The sequence below is a fragment of the Streptomyces sp. NPDC040410 genome (genome assembly GCF_055595715.1).
The window spans coordinates 175,344-189,625 of sequence record NZ_JBVIVK010000014.1 but is presented as its reverse complement, the minus strand read 5'-3'; the positions used below and the strand labels follow the sequence as shown (position 1 = coordinate 189,625).

General features: G+C 71.6%; 16 protein-coding genes and 3 pseudogenes. 13 read left to right on the top strand and 6 right to left on the bottom strand.

Translation table 11 applies throughout. The features are described from left to right. Positions 1–6: 6 nt before the first annotated feature. From ACZ562_RS26575 to ACZ562_RS26555, 5 genes and pseudogenes are all read left to right on the top strand, one after another. Entirely contained in the window at positions 7–966 is a 960-nt protein-coding gene (locus ACZ562_RS26575) for a threonine/serine dehydratase (protein WP_471183781.1), read from the top strand. A 331-nt stretch (positions 967–1,297) separates the two neighbouring features. Further along, positions 1,298–2,878 carry a serine/threonine protein kinase gene (locus ACZ562_RS26570; protein WP_471183779.1) on the top strand — a complete coding sequence of 527 codons (1,581 nt, stop codon included), beginning with the start codon at positions 1,298–1,300 and terminating at the stop codon, positions 2,876–2,878. A gap of 45 nt (positions 2,879–2,923) precedes the next feature. Beyond that, positions 2,924–3,104, top strand: a pseudogene (locus ACZ562_RS26565) (hypothetical protein); the annotation flags it as partial. A 79-nt stretch (positions 3,105–3,183) separates the two neighbouring features. Beyond that, positions 3,184–3,609 carry an SsgA family sporulation/cell division regulator gene (locus ACZ562_RS26560; protein WP_471183777.1) on the top strand — a complete coding sequence of 142 codons (426 nt, stop codon included), beginning with the start codon at positions 3,184–3,186 and terminating at the stop codon, positions 3,607–3,609. 84 nt (positions 3,610–3,693) lie between these two features. Further along, complete coding sequence (locus ACZ562_RS26555) at positions 3,694–4,386, top strand: DUF2238 domain-containing protein (RefSeq protein ID WP_471183774.1); 693 nt, start codon at positions 3,694–3,696, stop codon at positions 4,384–4,386. Here ACZ562_RS26555 and ACZ562_RS26550 read toward each other — a convergent pair. After that, positions 4,307–4,732 carry a DUF6328 family protein gene (locus ACZ562_RS26550; protein WP_471183921.1) on the bottom strand — a complete coding sequence of 142 codons (426 nt, stop codon included), beginning with the start codon at positions 4,730–4,732 and terminating at the stop codon, positions 4,307–4,309. The genes ACZ562_RS26555 and ACZ562_RS26550 overlap by 80 nt on opposite strands. A gap of 217 nt (positions 4,733–4,949) precedes the next feature. Between ACZ562_RS26550 and ACZ562_RS26545 the strand changes: the two genes are divergently transcribed. Together ACZ562_RS26545 and ACZ562_RS26540 are read left to right on the top strand one after the other, a co-directional pair. Further along, entirely contained in the window at positions 4,950–5,372 is a 423-nt protein-coding gene (locus ACZ562_RS26545; protein WP_471183771.1) for a hypothetical protein, read from the top strand. A 49-nt stretch (positions 5,373–5,421) separates the two neighbouring features. Further along, on the top strand, positions 5,422–5,769 hold the full coding sequence (locus ACZ562_RS26540; RefSeq protein ID WP_471183768.1) for a hypothetical protein: 348 nt from the start codon (positions 5,422–5,424) through the stop codon (positions 5,767–5,769). 16 nt (positions 5,770–5,785) lie between these two features. On the opposite strand, the gene ACZ562_RS26535 is transcribed toward ACZ562_RS26540, so the two are convergent. Beyond that, positions 5,786–6,769: an aldo/keto reductase gene (locus tag ACZ562_RS26535; RefSeq protein ID WP_471183766.1), complete on the bottom strand. Its 984-nt coding sequence runs from the start codon at positions 6,767–6,769 to the stop codon at positions 5,786–5,788. Between the two features lie 428 nt (positions 6,770–7,197). Between ACZ562_RS26535 and melC1 the strand changes: the two genes are divergently transcribed. Then, the gene (melC1, locus tag ACZ562_RS26530; protein WP_471183764.1) at positions 7,198–7,569 is read left to right on the top strand and encodes an apotyrosinase chaperone MelC1; all 372 of its coding nucleotides are present in this window, start codon (positions 7,198–7,200) and stop codon (positions 7,567–7,569) included. Positions 7,570–7,603: 34 nt separating this feature from the next. Further along, positions 7,604–8,428, top strand: coding sequence for a tyrosinase MelC2 (gene melC2 / locus ACZ562_RS26525; RefSeq protein WP_471183761.1), 825 nt, complete (start codon positions 7,604–7,606; stop codon positions 8,426–8,428). A 52-nt stretch (positions 8,429–8,480) separates the two neighbouring features. On the opposite strand, the gene ACZ562_RS26520 is transcribed toward melC2, so the two are convergent. Next, positions 8,481–9,185 carry a ribonuclease H family protein gene (locus tag ACZ562_RS26520; RefSeq protein ID WP_471183758.1) on the bottom strand — a complete coding sequence of 235 codons (705 nt, stop codon included), beginning with the start codon at positions 9,183–9,185 and terminating at the stop codon, positions 8,481–8,483. 31 nt (positions 9,186–9,216) lie between these two features. Then, positions 9,217–10,017 carry a VOC family protein gene (locus tag ACZ562_RS26515; protein WP_471183756.1) on the bottom strand — a complete coding sequence of 267 codons (801 nt, stop codon included), beginning with the start codon at positions 10,015–10,017 and terminating at the stop codon, positions 9,217–9,219. Positions 10,018–10,165: 148 nt separating this feature from the next. Here ACZ562_RS26515 and ACZ562_RS26510 point away from each other — a divergent pair, with 148 nt between their 5' ends. Together ACZ562_RS26510 and ACZ562_RS26505 are read left to right on the top strand one after the other, a co-directional pair. Next, the gene (locus ACZ562_RS26510; protein ID WP_471183919.1) at positions 10,166–11,179 is read left to right on the top strand and encodes a zinc-binding alcohol dehydrogenase family protein; all 1,014 of its coding nucleotides are present in this window, start codon (positions 10,166–10,168) and stop codon (positions 11,177–11,179) included. 123 nt (positions 11,180–11,302) lie between these two features. Next, positions 11,303–11,533: pseudogene (locus tag ACZ562_RS26505) on the top strand (phosphotransferase); the annotation flags it as partial. Positions 11,534–11,622: 89 nt separating this feature from the next. Here ACZ562_RS26505 and ACZ562_RS26500 read toward each other — a convergent pair. Then, the gene (locus tag ACZ562_RS26500) at positions 11,623–12,102 is read right to left on the bottom strand and encodes a VOC family protein (RefSeq protein WP_471183753.1); all 480 of its coding nucleotides are present in this window, start codon (positions 12,100–12,102) and stop codon (positions 11,623–11,625) included. Between the two features lie 180 nt (positions 12,103–12,282). On the opposite strand from ACZ562_RS26500, the pseudogene ACZ562_RS26495 reads away from it, so the two are divergent. Next, positions 12,283–12,646, top strand: a pseudogene (locus ACZ562_RS26495) (epoxide hydrolase); the annotation flags it as partial. Between the two features lie 149 nt (positions 12,647–12,795). On the opposite strand, the gene ACZ562_RS26490 reads toward ACZ562_RS26495, so the two are convergent. Continuing rightward, positions 12,796–13,083 carry a hypothetical protein gene (locus tag ACZ562_RS26490; RefSeq protein ID WP_471183751.1) on the bottom strand — a complete coding sequence of 96 codons (288 nt, stop codon included), beginning with the start codon at positions 13,081–13,083 and terminating at the stop codon, positions 12,796–12,798. A 224-nt stretch (positions 13,084–13,307) separates the two neighbouring features. On the opposite strand from ACZ562_RS26490, the gene ACZ562_RS26485 reads away from it, so the two are divergent. Then, positions 13,308–14,207: an RNA polymerase sigma factor SigF gene (locus ACZ562_RS26485; RefSeq protein ID WP_471183748.1), complete on the top strand. Its 900-nt coding sequence runs from the start codon at positions 13,308–13,310 to the stop codon at positions 14,205–14,207. The last annotated feature ends 75 nt before the right edge of the window (positions 14,208–14,282 follow it).

Sequence of the window (14,282 nt, the reverse complement as noted above, 5' to 3'; positions counted from 1 at the left end):
AGTGTCTTGATCGGAGTCTCGGACGTCGAAGCCGCCGCCGAGCGCATCGCCGGACATGTCGTACGCACTCCGACGGTGGCGAGCCCCGGCCTGTCCGCGCTGCTCGGCGTGCCGGTCACCGCCAAGCTGGAACTGCTGCAGCGCACCGGTTCGTTCAAGGCGCGGGGTGCGACGGCCAAGCTGCTGTCGCTGAGCGAGGCGGAGCGGGCCGCCGGAGTGGTGGCGGTCAGCGGAGGAAATCACGGGATCGCCCTCGCGGTCATGGCCGCCGCCCTCCATGTGAAGGCCACGGTGGTCATGCCGCGGTCGGCTCCCGACCGGGCCGTGGAGATCGCGGAGAGCGCCGGCGCGTCGGTGCGGCTCACCGACGACATGGCGGGCGCCTTCTCGCTCGTGACCCGCCTGCGGGACGGAGGGCTGACGCTGGTCCACCCGTTCGACGACCCCGTGGTGGTCGCCGGGCAGGGCACCGTCGGACTGGAGTTCGCCGAGGACGCCGGTGAACTCACCGATGTGCTCGTCAGCATCGGGGGCGGCGGACTGATCGCCGGTGTGGCGGCGGCACTGCGGGCCCGCCGGCCTCACGTACGGATCTGGGGCGTGGAGACCGAGGGCGCCGAGGCCATGTCCAAGGCGCTGGCCGCGGGCGGTCCGGTGCCGGTCGCGCTGTCGTCGATCGTGTCCACGCTCAGCGCACCGTCCGTCTCGCAACTGACGTACGACCATGTGTCCGCCCTGGTCACCGATGTCCTGGTGGTTCCGGACCGCGAGGCCGTGCAGGGCACGCTCGACCTCGCCGACCACGCCAAGGTGTGGGCCGAGCCGGCCGCCGGCTGTCTGCTGCCCGCGGTCCGGCGGGTGGTGGAGCGGGTCGGCCGCGGCGCACGGCTGGGACTTGTCGTGTGCGGGGGCAACGCGACGACCGGCGATGTCATGGCGTGGTCGGAGCGTTTCGGTCTGCGCTGACGGGCCACGGCGCCGAATTCTCGCCGGGGGCGGCGAGTTTCCCCGACCGGTTTTTCTCCGTCGCCGCTTCCCGATTACCGATGGTTACCCACAGGTGGGACAGGAAACAGGGTTCTTCGGGCGGGCCCGGAGGAAATACGGGGTACCTGCACACCGCCGTGAGCTCGGATGACGCCGCCGCGTCCGCTCCCTGGCCGCTTTTCGTCGCACACATGCCCGCAACGGTCGGCAAATCGAAAGAGGCGCCGGGTAGTTGGGGATGCATTTGAACACACACCGTCGCACGCGTCGTACCTATGGGAAAGGTGAGAGCCAGCGGTTTCAGCGAGGGATGACCATGGTCAAGGCACACGTCTCCGCACACGAGTTGGTCGCCGGAAGGTACCGGCTCCTGGAGGTCCTGCACCGCGAAACGAACCGGACGTGCTGGTACGGCGAGGACGTCGACGCGGACCGGCCCCGCCTTCTCACCCAGATCGGACTTCCGTCCGGCCTCGACGCGGACAGCGCGCGCCGGGCCACGGCACGCGTCGTCCGCGCGTCCGAGACCATGACCCTGCTCTGCCCCGGCCGGGTCGCCGCGGTCGTCGACGCCATGGAGGAGGCCGGCACCCTGTGGACCGTCACCGAGTGCATAGACGGCGTCCCCCTCGGCCAACTCCTCGCTCAGCAGGACACGTTCGACCACGTGCGGGCCGCGCGCGTCGGCCTGGAGCTGCTGGAGGTGCTGGAGGCCGGGCACCACGAGGGCATCACCCACGGCGAACTGAGCCCGAACCAGGTGTTCGTGCGCGACCGCGGCCCCGTCGTCCTCACCGGCTTCGGCCTGGCCGGGGCGACCCTCGCACCACGGGTCACCGCACCGTCGTACGCCTCCCCCGAACAGGCCCGCGACGAACGCATCGGGCCGGCGGCCGACCTGTGGGCGCTGGGCGCGATCCTCTACACGATGGTCGAGGGCCGTCCGCCCCTCCGGGACCGGGACCGGCCCGAGGCCACGCTGAAGGGGGTGGCCCGGCTTCCGGTGCGGACGCCGCTGCGCGCCGGGCCGCTCACCCAGGTCGTGCAGGGGCTGCTGCGCAAGGACTCCCGGGAGCGGCTTTCCCACGCGGTGGTCCGCGAGGCGCTCGTCCGGGTTCTCGACGAGGACCCCGACGCGGCCGAACAAACGATGCCGCGGCGGCCCTGGCAGCGCGGCCCGAAAGGGCTCGGCCCGGGGTGGAGCAGACGCACCATGGCCGCCGGGACGGCGCTCGCCGTGGTGACCGTCGCGGTCGCGGTGTTCGCCGTCATACGGCAACTGCCCGGTACCGACGACTCCGCGGCGGACACGGCGGCCCGCCCGTCGGCCGGTGACCGCACCGAGACCCGGACCACCAGCCCGTCCGCGTCGCCGACGCCCACCGCGACCCCGTCGGCCCCTTCGTCCCCCTCGGCCACGGCCCTGCCCGCCGGCTACCGCCGCTACCACGCGCCGGAGGGCTTCTCCGTCGCCCTGCCCGACGGCTGGAAGCGGCTGAGCACCTCGCGCGTGTCGGACGTGGCGTACCGCGTGGTCTTCGGTGCGGCCGGCGACCCCCGCACGCTCGCCGTCACCTACAGCGAGCGGGTCGGCCCCGATCCCGTCGCCGTCTGGCGCGACGACGTCGAACCGAACCTGAAGCAGGACGGCGACTACCGGCGGATCGGCGAGATCCGCGCGACGGCGTACCGCGGCTACGAGGCAGCCGACATGGAGTGGCTCGCCGACAGCGGCGGTACCCGGGTGCGCACCTTCGGCCGCGGATTCCTCCTCGGCGGAACCCGGGGCTTCTCCCTGCGCTGGACGACCCCGGCGGCCGACTGGGACGACAGAGCCAGCCGCGAGGCGCTCGACACCTTCCTGCGGACGTTCCGGGAGCCGTCGGACTGAGCCCCGGGGCGCTTCCCGCGCGGGGGGGGGCGGGCCGCCGTGGGCGACGACGGCGAGGACTCCGGCGAGTGGGCCGGCGAGGCGTACGACACCGTCAAGTCCCTTGTCGCCGAGGTGGTGTAGGCAGATCCCGAGCGCGTCCAGGAACGGCGAGGACCTCCAGCGGGCCATCGCCACGTGCATCACCGCGCTGCGCGGCGCCCAGGAGAATCACCCGCAAGGCTGAGCATCTTGCGCGCGAGAGGGGTACTAGAGGTCCCTACGTCCGAACGTGCTCCACGTCCGCTCCCCTCGGAGGCCCTGCCGTGAACTCCTTCGTGCACAAGACCCTCGTCATGCAGCTCCAGGCGGGCGTCACGGACCGCTTCCCCGTGCTCGCCCACCTGAGCTACGACGCCGACGACCCGTTCGCCGTCACCGCCGTGTTCAGCCATGACGGCCGCGTGCTCGCGCAGTGGCGGCTGGACCGCGAGATGCTCGCCGACGGACTGCGCCGGCCGGTCGGCGTGGGCGATGTGCGCATGCGTCCCGTGTCGGCCGGCATGTGGGAGGAGCTGTGCATGGAGTTCTACGGCGACGCCCGCCCCGACGGAGGCCGCCACCACGCCGTGGTGTTCGCTTGGGCTCCGGGAGTCGCGGCCTTCCTGCGGGAGACCTGCGAGATCGTCGCGCCGGGGCGGGAGAAGGTCCGGGTGGACGACTTCCTGGCCGCGGTCATCACCGGGGGCTGACACGGACGCGAGCTGAGTAGCCGTACTCATGCCGCCGCGGGCGCGCGTCGCGACGATGGGATCTCCACGAGAAGGAGCCCGTCGATGACTGCAGTTCCCCGCCCCGTGCCCACAGCCCTGACCGCGGTGGTGGTCGCGGGACTCGCCGTGTCCGCCTGGGGGGCGCACGACCGGACCACCTGGTTCCTGGAGACCGTGTGGGTGCTGGTCGGACTGCCGGTCGTCGTCCTGGCCCGGCGCCGCTTTCCGCTGACCGACCTGTTGTGCTGGCTGCTGGCCGCGCACGCCCTCGTCCTGGCCGTGGGCGGCCACTACACGTACGCGCAGGTGCCCCTGGGCGACTGGGTCCGGGACACGTTCGGCCTGGACCGCAATCCGTACGACCGGTTCGGGCACCTCATGCAGGGCTTCGTGCCCGCCGTGCTGGTGCGGGAACTGCTCAGCCGTACCTCTCCGCTGCGCGGCAGCCGGTGGCTGGCGCCGCTGACGGTGTGCGCGTGCCTCGCCTTCAGCGCGGTCTTCGAGATGTTCGAGTGGGCGGCGGCGGTGATCGGCGGCCAGGCGGCGGACGCCTTCCTGGCCACCCAGGGGGATGTGTGGGACACGCAGTGGGACATGTTCTGCGCCCTGATCGGCGCCACCGCCGCGGTCCTGCTGCTGGCCCGCGTCCACGACCGGCAGCTCGACGCGCTGCCGGTCACTTCGTCGTATGGCGGCGCCGCGTCCACAGCGGCACCGCGAACCAGCACACCGCGTACCACACGACCACTGCGGTGACCAGATAGGGCACGTATCCGTCGCCGGTGGCGACCCGGAGGATCAGCAGCAGCGCGGCGGTCATGGTGGCGAGCAGCAGCAGCAGGCCGACGAAGGTCATCCGGGACGCCCACCGGACCGCCTGCGGTTTGACCAGCCGCCCCGCCACCAGACGGTGCAGGGACACCGGGCCGATCAGCGCGCCCGTCGCGGCGGCGCCCAGTACGACGGTCACGATGTAGATGGTCTGGTCCGTCTGCTCCAGCTCCGCGTACCTCGGCGTGAACACGACCGTGAGCAGGAACCCGAACAGGATCTGCACGCCGGTCTGGGCGACCCTGACCTCCTGGATCAGCTCCCCCCACATCCGGTCGGCTCTCTCCTCCTCGGTCTCGTTGCGCCCCCTCTTCCGTTCGGCTGCAGGACTTCCCGTGATCGGCAAGGTTCCTCCCGGTGTGCTCGACCCCGATTCCCTCCCTCACCGGGTTCCCCGTTTCACCCGTCCGTTGCCTACCGGTCACGGTGGTGGCAATGCCATGTCGCGGAACGTGTTTGCCTGCGGATCGAACGGCAAAGCGGTTCCCATGAAGGAAACGGACAAGGAAGCGAAGAAGACCACGACCGCGCGAACGGCGGACAAGGCGGAGCGGACTGCGGACAAGGCCACGGCTCCGGCCGCGCGCACCGCACGGGCCGCGGCCACGAAGACGGATGAGGCGGCGTCAGCGGCGAAGGCCGGTGCCGAGCGGGCCGCCGACGCGACTGGCCGGGCCGCGCAGACCGCGGCCCGCAGCGTCGAGGCGGGCCGTCAGGCGATCGTGTCGGCCTCGGGGCAGGTCGCGGCCGGCGCGAAGACGGCCTGGACGGCACTCGCCCACCGCAAGCTCGTCGCCGCGGGCGTCGGCGCGGGCCTGACCGTGCTGGGCGCCGCGTCCTTCGCGGCGGGCCGCCGCGCGGAGCGTCACACACTGGGGCCGGTCACGCGGCTCACCGGAGGACGTTTCTGAAGACGGCCGGCGCGCCCCCGTCGTCGCCCAGGGAGGAGTCACGTCGGTCATGTCCGGCACCGAGCTCACCGTCACCCTCAGCGGTGGCAGCGCCGCCGACGCACGGACGGTCGTGCGGGCCCTCGAGCGTGCCTTCGGAAACACGGACCAGGCGCCCGCCGCCGAGGACGCCACGGTTCACACGGCCACGTTCGAGTACGACCCGTCCCACCGGCCGCGACCGGCCGCACCGGGTGACGACCGCCACCTGTCTGCGCCGGTGACCGTCACCGTGCAGGGCACGCCCGAGGCCGTCGAGAAGGCGGGCTCGACCCTTGCTCACACCTTCGAGGCACAGGACCAGGGATCCGCCTCCGGCGACCAGGAGCGCGAGCGGCAGCTGCTCCTGGAGCCGTGAGCACGCGGCCCGGGGCCTACCAGCGGGCCTCGACCTGGTCCTTGATCCGCCGGTCGTAGAGGCCGCGGATCGCGCGGAGCGTCTCCTGCGGAAGGTCCGGCAGCTTGGCGGCGGCAGCGTTGGCACGGGCCTGCTCGGGCGAGCGGGCGCCCGGGATCACGGTCGTCACCCCTGGCTGCTGGACGATCCAGCGCAGCGCGAGCTGGGCCGGGGTGTATCCCTCGGGGGCGAGGGCGGAGAACTCGGCTGCCGCCTCGACGCCCGTCGCGAAGTCGACGCCGGAGAAGGTCTCGCCCTGGTCGAAGGACTCGCCGTGCCGGTTGTAGGTGCGGTGGTCGTTGGCGGGAAAGACCGTCTCCCTGGTGTACTTGCCCGACAGCAGACCGGAGGCCAGCGGTACCCGGGCGATGATTCCGACGCCCGCCTCCCGGGCGGCGGGCAGCACCTCGCGCAGGGGCTTCATGCGGAACGGGTTGAGGATGATCTGCACGCTCGCCACGTTCGGCCGGGCGATCGCGGTCAGCGCCTCCTCGCAGGTCTCCACGCTGACTCCGTACGCGGCGACGCGCTCCTCGTCGACCATCGTGTCGAGGGCGTCGAACACCTCGTCGGTCGAGTACACGGGCGTCGGCGGGCAGTGCAGCTGCACCAGGTCGACGCGGTCGACGCCGAGGTTGCGCCGGGAACGGTCGTTCCAGGCCCGGAAGTTGTCCAGGACGTAGTTCTCCGGGATCTGGTCGACGCGGCGGCCCATCTTCGTCGCGACCAGCACGTGCAGGTCGGGCCGGCCGCTCAGGAACGCCGCGATGGTCTGCTCGCTGCGTCCGTCGCCGTAGACGTCGGCCGTGTCGAAGAAGGTCACCCCCGACTCGGCCGCCGTCTCCAGCACCGCCAGGGCTTCCTTGTCGTCGACGTCTCCCCAGTCGGCTCCGAGCTGCCAGGTGCCGAGGCCGACGACCGATGCGTGCTGCTGTGACCTGCCGAAAGTGCGCTCGTCCATGACATCAGTCTGTCATTCCCGGTCCGGCGGTTCCGCCAGGCGTCAGGTTGTGCGGGCAATTCACCATGCCAATGAGTTGCCGTTCACCGATACAGGTCATCCGCCGGACGGGCTGCCTGCCGGAGGCCATCACCTCAGGCCCCGCAGCCCCCCGGGCTTCCCGTTTGCGCCACGTTCTCCGCGTGAGGCAGGCCACTGGGGTCCCGTCCGCCCGCGAAAGACCACCGGAAACACCGCCCCCACGAGAAGGAACTCCCCTTCCGGGACGCACGGGACCCCGTCCGGAGCAAGATCATCTTCGTTCAATGTTGCACGGCATGTGGCTGATTGTCCTGATCGCAGCCAACCACCTCCGAGCGATTTCTCCCGCTCTCGACCGGGCCGATAGGCATGTGGGGTCGTCAACCGAACGAACCCTGGAGGTCCGCATGCCGGAACTCAGCCGACGCCGCGCGCTCACCGCCGCGGCCGCCCTCGCCGCCGCGGCAGGCGCCCAGACGGGCGCCGCCCCCACCGCGTCCGCCGCCGGACACCAGCACGGCTCCCCCGCCGCCTTCGACGAGGTCTACAAGGGCCGCCGGATACAGGGCCGCCCGGCCACCGGGGGCGGCCATCACGACCACGGCGGCGGCTACGCCGTGTTCGTCGACGGGGTCGAGCTGCACGTGATGCGCAACGCCGACGGCAGCTGGATCAGCGTCGTCAGCCACTACGACCCGGTGCCCACTCCGCGCGCCGCCGCCCGCGCCGCCGTGGACGAACTGCAGGGCGCCGCACTCCTCCCCTTCCCCGCCAACTGACCCGTTCCGCCCGCACGTTGGGAGCCACCCGCACATGACCGTCCGCAAGAACCAGGCGAGCCTGACCGGCGACGAGAAGCGGCGCTTCGTCGCCGCCGTCCTGGAACTCAAGCGCAGCGGCCGTTACGACACCTTCGTCACGACGCACAACGCCTTCATCATCGGCGACACCGACAACGGCGAGCGCACCGGCCACCGTTCACCCTCCTTTCTGCCCTGGCACCGCAGATTCCTCCTCGACTTCGAGCAGGCCCTGCAGTCGGTGGACGCGTCGGTGGCACTGCCGTACTGGGACTGGAGCACCGACCGCTCGCCGCGCTCGTCGCTGTGGGCGCCCGACTTCCTCGGCGGCACCGGGCGCAGCCGGGACGGCCGGGTGGAGGACGGGCCGTTCGCCGCGTCCGCCGGGAACTGGCCGGTCAACGTGCGCGTGGACGGCCGTACTTATCTGCGCCGCTCGCTCGGGGGCAGCGGACTGCAGTTGCCGACCCCGTCCGAGGTCGAGTCGGTCCTTTCCATACCGACGTACGACACGGCGCCCTGGAACAGCGCCTCGGACGGCTTCCGCAACCACCTCGAAGGCTGGCGCGGCGTCAACCTGCACAACCGGGTCCACGTCTGGGTCGGCGGACAGATGGCCACCGGCGTCTCCCCCAACGATCCGGTGTTCTGGCTGCACCACGCCTACATCGACAAACTGTGGGCCGACTGGCAGCGCCGCCACCCCGGCTCCGGCTACGCACCGGCCGCCGGCACGCCGAACGTGGTGGATCTGGGCGAGACGATGAAGCCCTGGAACGACGTGCGCCCGGCCGACCTGCTCGACCACACCGCCCACTACACCTTCGACACCGACTGACGGCCGGGACGCGGGCTTTGCTCACGCGGCACGGCGGTGTGACCGGCGCGGGCTATCCGGCGGGCGCCGTACGGCACTCCGGATGGCCCCAGCCCTGGTCGTTCCTGGCGATGGGCTCCCCCGCCGCGTAGGAGCGTCCGCAGACGCAGCTGCCGGGGAACTTCGCCTTGATCGTCCGCGAGGAGCCGCCACGCCCGCCGGACGCCTTGGCTCCGGCGGACCGCTTGCGCGGGGCACGGGCCGGCGGCGTGTCCGGTGCGGGCGGCGGCTCCGGCGAACCGAGACCACTGCCCGCGGGCTCCTGGACGGTCGCCGCCTGGCTGGCGGCACGGTCTGCGAAGTCGTTGAGGGGGTCGCCGTCCACCTGGTGGGCGGGTACGTAGCGGAATTCGACCGAGCGGCCGTCGAGCAGCTCGTCGATGCGCACGACCAGGTCCTGGTTGGCGACCGGCTTGCCGGCTGCCGTCTTCCAGCCGTTGCGCTTCCAGCCGGGCAGCCAGGTGGTGACGGCCTTCATGGCGTACTGCGAGTCCATCCGGATCTCGAGGGGTACGTCCGGGTCGGTCGCCGCCAACAGGCGTTCCAGCGCGGTGAGTTCGGCGACGTTGTTGGTGGCCCTGCCGAGCGGCCCCGCCTCCCAGCGGGCGGGGGTCTCCGTATCGTCGGCGACGACCCAGGCCCAGCCCGCCGGACCGGGATTTCCCTTCGAAGCCCCGTCGCACGCGGCCACCACACGTTCACGCATGTGCCCGATCATGCCACGCACGGACGCGAGGCCCGGCCACGGCTCAGGAGACGTCCGTGACCTGCGGCATCTCTCCCTGCTTCGTCGTGACGTCGATCACCGAGAAGCTGGCGCCCTGCGGATCGCCGAGCGCCGCGAAGCGCCCGAACGGGGTGTCCATCGGCCCGAACCGCAGGACACCACCGAGCTTGGTGGCCGTCGCCACGGCGTCGTCGCAGTTCTCGACGGAGAAGTAGACGTTGATGTACGGCGGCACCTCGGGCGGGAACTCCTCCGTCATCCTCATGCGGCCGAGGACCGACTCGCCGCCCACCTCGAAGATGCGGAAGTCCACCGCGTCGTCCTGCAGCTGCTTCGCGGCGTACGGGAAGACGGCGGGGAAGAACGCGTCCGACTTCCCGGGCTCCCGGGTGAAGACCTCGGCCCAGCAGAAGGCACCCGGCTGCTCGGGCGGCGCCTCGAAGCCCTCGTGGGTACCGGCCTGCCACACACCGAACACGACGCCGCTCGGGTCGCGGCCCAGGCACATCGTGCCGAACTCGCCGACCTGCATCGGCCCCGTCAGCACCTCGCCGCCGTTGTCACGGATCTTGCCGGCGGTGGCCTCGGCATCCGGTGACGCCAAGTAGAGGCACCACTGCGACGGGCCCTCCTGGCCCGGCATGGGCGGCACGACGGCGGCGACCGCCTTGCCGTCCGCGTAGGCCTGGGTGTAGTTGCCGTACTCCGACGACGCCTGGCCGAAGGTCCAGCCGAGGACGTCGCCGTAGAAACTCTTGGCTCCCTCGACGTCGCTGAACATCGCATCGGCCCAACAGGGGGTTCCCTCAGGTCGTACGGCCATGACTGCGGCCTCTCCGAATCGGTGGACGGTCCGATACCTCACGCTAGCGAGCGGTTCGCCCGGCCGCGCGCCGAACCGCGCGGCCCGCCTCAGACTGGAGGGAGAGGACGGCGTTCGGCGGCAGGGGAGCGGGATGGCGGACGGGACGATGCACGCGTGGGCCGTGACGGCACCGGGGCCCGTGGAGGAGGCGCCGGGGCCCCTCCGCTTCGTCGAGAGACCGGTTCCGGTGCCCGGGGAGGACGAACTTTTGGTGCATGTGCTCGCGTGCGGGGTGTGCCGCACCGACCTGCACGTGGCCGAGGGCGACCTGCCGGTGCGCCGGCCCGGCGTGACCCCCGGACACGAGGTGGCCGGCGTGGTGGCGGGCCTCGGCGCGGCGGTGCGCGGCTTCACCGTCGGCGACCGCGTCGGGGTGGCCTGGCTGCGCCGCACGGACGGCACGTGCGCCTGCTGCCGGCGCGGCGCCGAGAATCTCTGCCCGTCCTCGCAGTACACGGGCTGGGACGCGGACGGCGGCTACGCGGCGTACACGACCGTGCCGGCCGCCTTCGCCCACCGGCTCCCCGACGGCCTCGACGACGTGGCCGCGGCTCCCCTGCTGTGCGCGGGGATCATCGGCTACCGCGCGCTGCGCCGGGCCGCGCTGCCGCCGGGCGGACGGCTGGGCCTGTACGGGTTCGGGGGCAGCGCCCATCTGTGCGCCCAGGTCGCGCTGGCCGAGGGCGCCACCGTGCACGTCCTGACCCGGGGTGCGGCGGCCCGGCGTCTCGCGCTGGAACTGGGCGCCGCCTCCGCGCAGGACGCGTACGGCCTGCCGCCGGAGCCCCTGGACAGCGCGATCCTGTTCGCGCCTGCCGGCGACCTGGTCCCGGTCGCGCTGCGCGCCCTCGACCGGGGCGGAGTCCTGGCGATCGCCGGCATCCACCTCAGCGACATCCCGCCCCTGCGCTACGAGAGCGAGCTGTTCTACGAGAAGCAGGTGCGCAGCGTCACCGCCAACACCCGTGAGGACGCCAGGGAGTTCCTGGCCCTGGCCGCCCGGTACGGCGTACGCGCCACCACGCACACCTACCCGCTGACCCGGGCCGATGCCGCACTGCGCGACCTGAAGGCCGGCCGCTTCGACGGGGCGGCGGTGCTGGTGAACGACGCGTCCTGAAGGTTCCGTGGCCGACGTATGTCTTCCCCCCGATGCCCGCCATTGCTTGCCTGGGGAGTCGTTTTCGGTGTCCGGGGCGGGGGTTGCTGCGTGCGGAAGCCGTGGTTCGTGGGGTTGCTGCTGGGTGTCGGTGACCCGGCGGTCGACCTGATCGTGGCCTGGAATGTGCTGCCCGACCAGGCCCGCGGCACCTTCCGGGAGGCGGTGGGCGCGGGCGGCGCCGAGTGGGCGCGCGGCCCGGGCTGGGCGCTGTCGATCTCGCTGATCCAGCTCCCGTACTACTGGGAGACCAATCAGGCGCTCGCGGCGAACTCCCGGCATGTGATCAGGGAGATCCTGGCCGAGACCGCGTAGGGCCCTGGGGCCGCCTGTCCGGCGACGGACAGGCCCCAGGCCGGCCGGAATCAGCCGGATCCTCGGCCGGCCTCCGCCGCTGCGGTGTGTCACCCGCCGGCTGCCGCCTTCTCCAGGGCCGCGATATCGATCTTGCCCATCGCGAGCAGGGCCTCGGTCGCGCGGGCCGCCTTCTCCCCGTCCGGGTCGCCCATCAACTCAAGGAGGCGGTCGGGGACGACCTGCCAGGACACGCCGTACCTGTCCTTCAGCCAGCCGCAGGGGCCCGGCTCGCCGCCCTCGGTGAGCTTGGTCCAGTAGTAGTCGACCTCCTCCTGGTTCTCGCAGTGGATCTGGAAGGAGATCGCCTCGTTGAACGTGAACTCGGGGCCGCCGTTGAGCGCCACGAACTTGTGGCCGTTGGCCGTGAAGTCGACGGTCAGCACCGTACCGGCGGGGCGCGGGGCTCCCTCGGAGTAGTGGGTGACGTTGCCGACGCTGGAGTTCTTGAAGATCGAGACGTAGTAGTGGGCAGCGTCCTCGGCCTGGTCGTCGAACCAGAGACACGTAGTGAATCCTTCGGCGGTCATGAGCACCTCCTGGGGGTGAAACGCGGTCATCTGTGTCGACTGATCCTCGCCACGGAACTCATCGGTCGGTCGGCCGATCGATCCGGATGGCCCCGTGCCGGCCCGGAACCAGCATCCGGACCATGACGTCTTCGCCCGCAGACACCATCCGGCCCTTCCGCATCGACGTTCCGCAGCGCGGAGTGGACGGACTCCGCGGAACTGCCCGAGGAGGCGGTGGACCGGGACCGGATGCCGACCAACCTGATGCTGTACTGGCTGACCGGGACGGCCGGTTCTTCGGCCCGCATCTATTACGAGCGGGCGCACACCACGGGCCGTACGGCCCGGCCCGCCGAGCCGTCGACCGCGCCGACCGCACTCGCCTCTCTTCCCGGCCGAGCCGCAGATCGCGCTGCGGCACAAGGCGGAGCGGACCGAGAACCTCGTGGGCTGGACGGAGTTCGGCCGCGGCGGGCACTTCGCGGCGACGGAGGAGCCGGACCTGCTGGTCGGGGACGTACGGGCCTTCTTCCGGGAGCTGCGGGAGAAGGAGGTCCGCTGACACTCTGCCCGCAGCGAATCTGCTGCGGGCAGAGAAATCCCGTGAGCGGGCATCCCCGGGCCGAGAGTGGAAATCACGGCGACGCTGGGCGGACGAGGTGCTCAGCCGGCGTCTCGCACGGGTCTGAGGCGCCGGCTCGGGACGGGTGGTCAGGCGGCCAGGCACAGGCCGTTGTACGGCGAAGTGGACGCGTTCCGGCTCCTGCCCGGCTGCGCCGCGGTGAGCCGGGTGAGCTCGGTCCTGGCCAGCGACAGCAGGTCGCCGAGGCCGAGGCCCAGTGCCTGGGCGGCGGCCGCGAGGACGGGCGGAGGGTCATCAGACGTGCACGCCCGGGTCCACCGGCAGATCCTGGCCACGTTCGCGGGCACCTTACCGGAGTTGGGCAGCTCGACGAGGGTGCCGAGGTCTCCGGAGGAGAAGGCCCGGGCACCCGTCACGCACGCCACCGATTTTCCGCCGGGCGGACACGCGACGGGCATGGCCCGTCACGCCACGGGTACGCGCAACGCAGCAGGATCTGCGGGCGGCCCGCCGCCCGGCGGACGACGTGTGCATACGTCGCCGCCATCCGGGTACACGGCAAGCCGCACACCCGGGCAGGACCAGAAACAACCGAGGCCGAAGAGGCAGACGTCGAGCCGTGACTTTCGTGGGAGAGGTAATGGACACCGCCGTGATCCGGTCGGAGGCACAGGTCGTCGAGAAGACCACCGAAAACGCCAGGACCAGGACGACGGGTGACGGACCACTGCCGGGAGTCGAGGACCCGAAAACCGTGGCTCCGCGCGACGCGCGTGAGCTGTCCCGCCAGTTCTTCCAGCGCCTGACGGAGCTTGAGGAAGGCACGCACGAATACCAGTACGCGCGCAACACGCTCATCGAGATGAACATGTCGTTGGTGCGGTTCGCCGCCGGCCGGTTCCGCGGCCGCGGCGACGACATGCAGGACATCGTCCAGACGGGCATGATCGGCCTGATCAAGGCAATCGACCGCTTCGAGCTGGCGCGCGAGGTGGAGTTCACCTCGTTCGCTCTGCCCTACATCGTGGGCGAGATCAAGAGGTTCTTCCGCGACACCACGTGGGCGGTGCACGTGCCGCGGCGCCTGCAGGAGCTGCGGGTCGAGCTGGCCAAGGCACGGGAGGAACTCGCCAGCAGGCTGGACCGCGATCCGACGGTCTCCGAACTCGCCACCCTGATGAACCTCTCCGAGGACGAGGTCATCGAGGCCCAGATCGCCTCCAACGGCTACAACTCCTCCTCCCTGGACGCCGCTCTCAACGGAGACGGGACCGAGGGCGGCGAGGCGGTGCTGGCCGACTTCATCGGCGTGGAGGAGGAAGGGCTGCGGCTGGTCGAGGACTTCCAGTCGCTCGCCCCGCTGATGGCGGAACTGAGCGAACGCGACCGGCAGATCATCCACATGAGGTTCGTGGAGGAGGCCACCCAGGCGGAGATCGGCGAGCGGCTCGGCTGCTCGCAGATGCATGTGTCCAGGCTGATCAAGCGGATCATCCTGCGGCTGCGCGAGGGAATGCTGGGCGAGCTGGGCTGCGCCTGAGCCGGGCGCACGCAAGCGGGTGCCACCCCACGTTCAGGTACGGGGTGGCACCCGCGTCCGGGGGTGCGGTGGCGC

Coding starts and splice junctions, on each gene's coding strand:
- ACZ562_RS26570 (WP_471183779.1), top strand. CDS start 1,298: ATGACCATGGTCAAGGCACACGTCTCCGCACACGAGTTGGTCGCCGGA.
- ACZ562_RS26555 (WP_471183774.1), top strand. CDS start 3,694: ATGACTGCAGTTCCCCGCCCCGTGCCCACAGCCCTGACCGCGGTGGTG.
- ACZ562_RS26550 (WP_471183921.1), bottom strand. CDS start 4,732: ATGTGGGGGGAGCTGATCCAGGAGGTCAGGGTCGCCCAGACCGGCGTG.
- ACZ562_RS26545 (WP_471183771.1), top strand. CDS start 4,950: ATGAAGGAAACGGACAAGGAAGCGAAGAAGACCACGACCGCGCGAACG.
- ACZ562_RS26540 (WP_471183768.1), top strand. CDS start 5,422: ATGTCCGGCACCGAGCTCACCGTCACCCTCAGCGGTGGCAGCGCCGCC.
- ACZ562_RS26535 (WP_471183766.1), bottom strand. CDS start 6,769: ATGGACGAGCGCACTTTCGGCAGGTCACAGCAGCACGCATCGGTCGTC.
- melC1 (WP_471183764.1), top strand. CDS start 7,198: ATGCCGGAACTCAGCCGACGCCGCGCGCTCACCGCCGCGGCCGCCCTC.
- melC2 (WP_471183761.1), top strand. CDS start 7,604: ATGACCGTCCGCAAGAACCAGGCGAGCCTGACCGGCGACGAGAAGCGG.
- ACZ562_RS26520 (WP_471183758.1), bottom strand. CDS start 9,185: ATGATCGGGCACATGCGTGAACGTGTGGTGGCCGCGTGCGACGGGGCT.
- ACZ562_RS26515 (WP_471183756.1), bottom strand. CDS start 10,017: ATGGCCGTACGACCTGAGGGAACCCCCTGTTGGGCCGATGCGATGTTC.
- ACZ562_RS26510 (WP_471183919.1), top strand. CDS start 10,166: ATGCACGCGTGGGCCGTGACGGCACCGGGGCCCGTGGAGGAGGCGCCG.
- ACZ562_RS26500 (WP_471183753.1), bottom strand. CDS start 12,102: ATGACCGCCGAAGGATTCACTACGTGTCTCTGGTTCGACGACCAGGCC.
- ACZ562_RS26485 (WP_471183748.1), top strand. CDS start 13,308: ATGGACACCGCCGTGATCCGGTCGGAGGCACAGGTCGTCGAGAAGACC.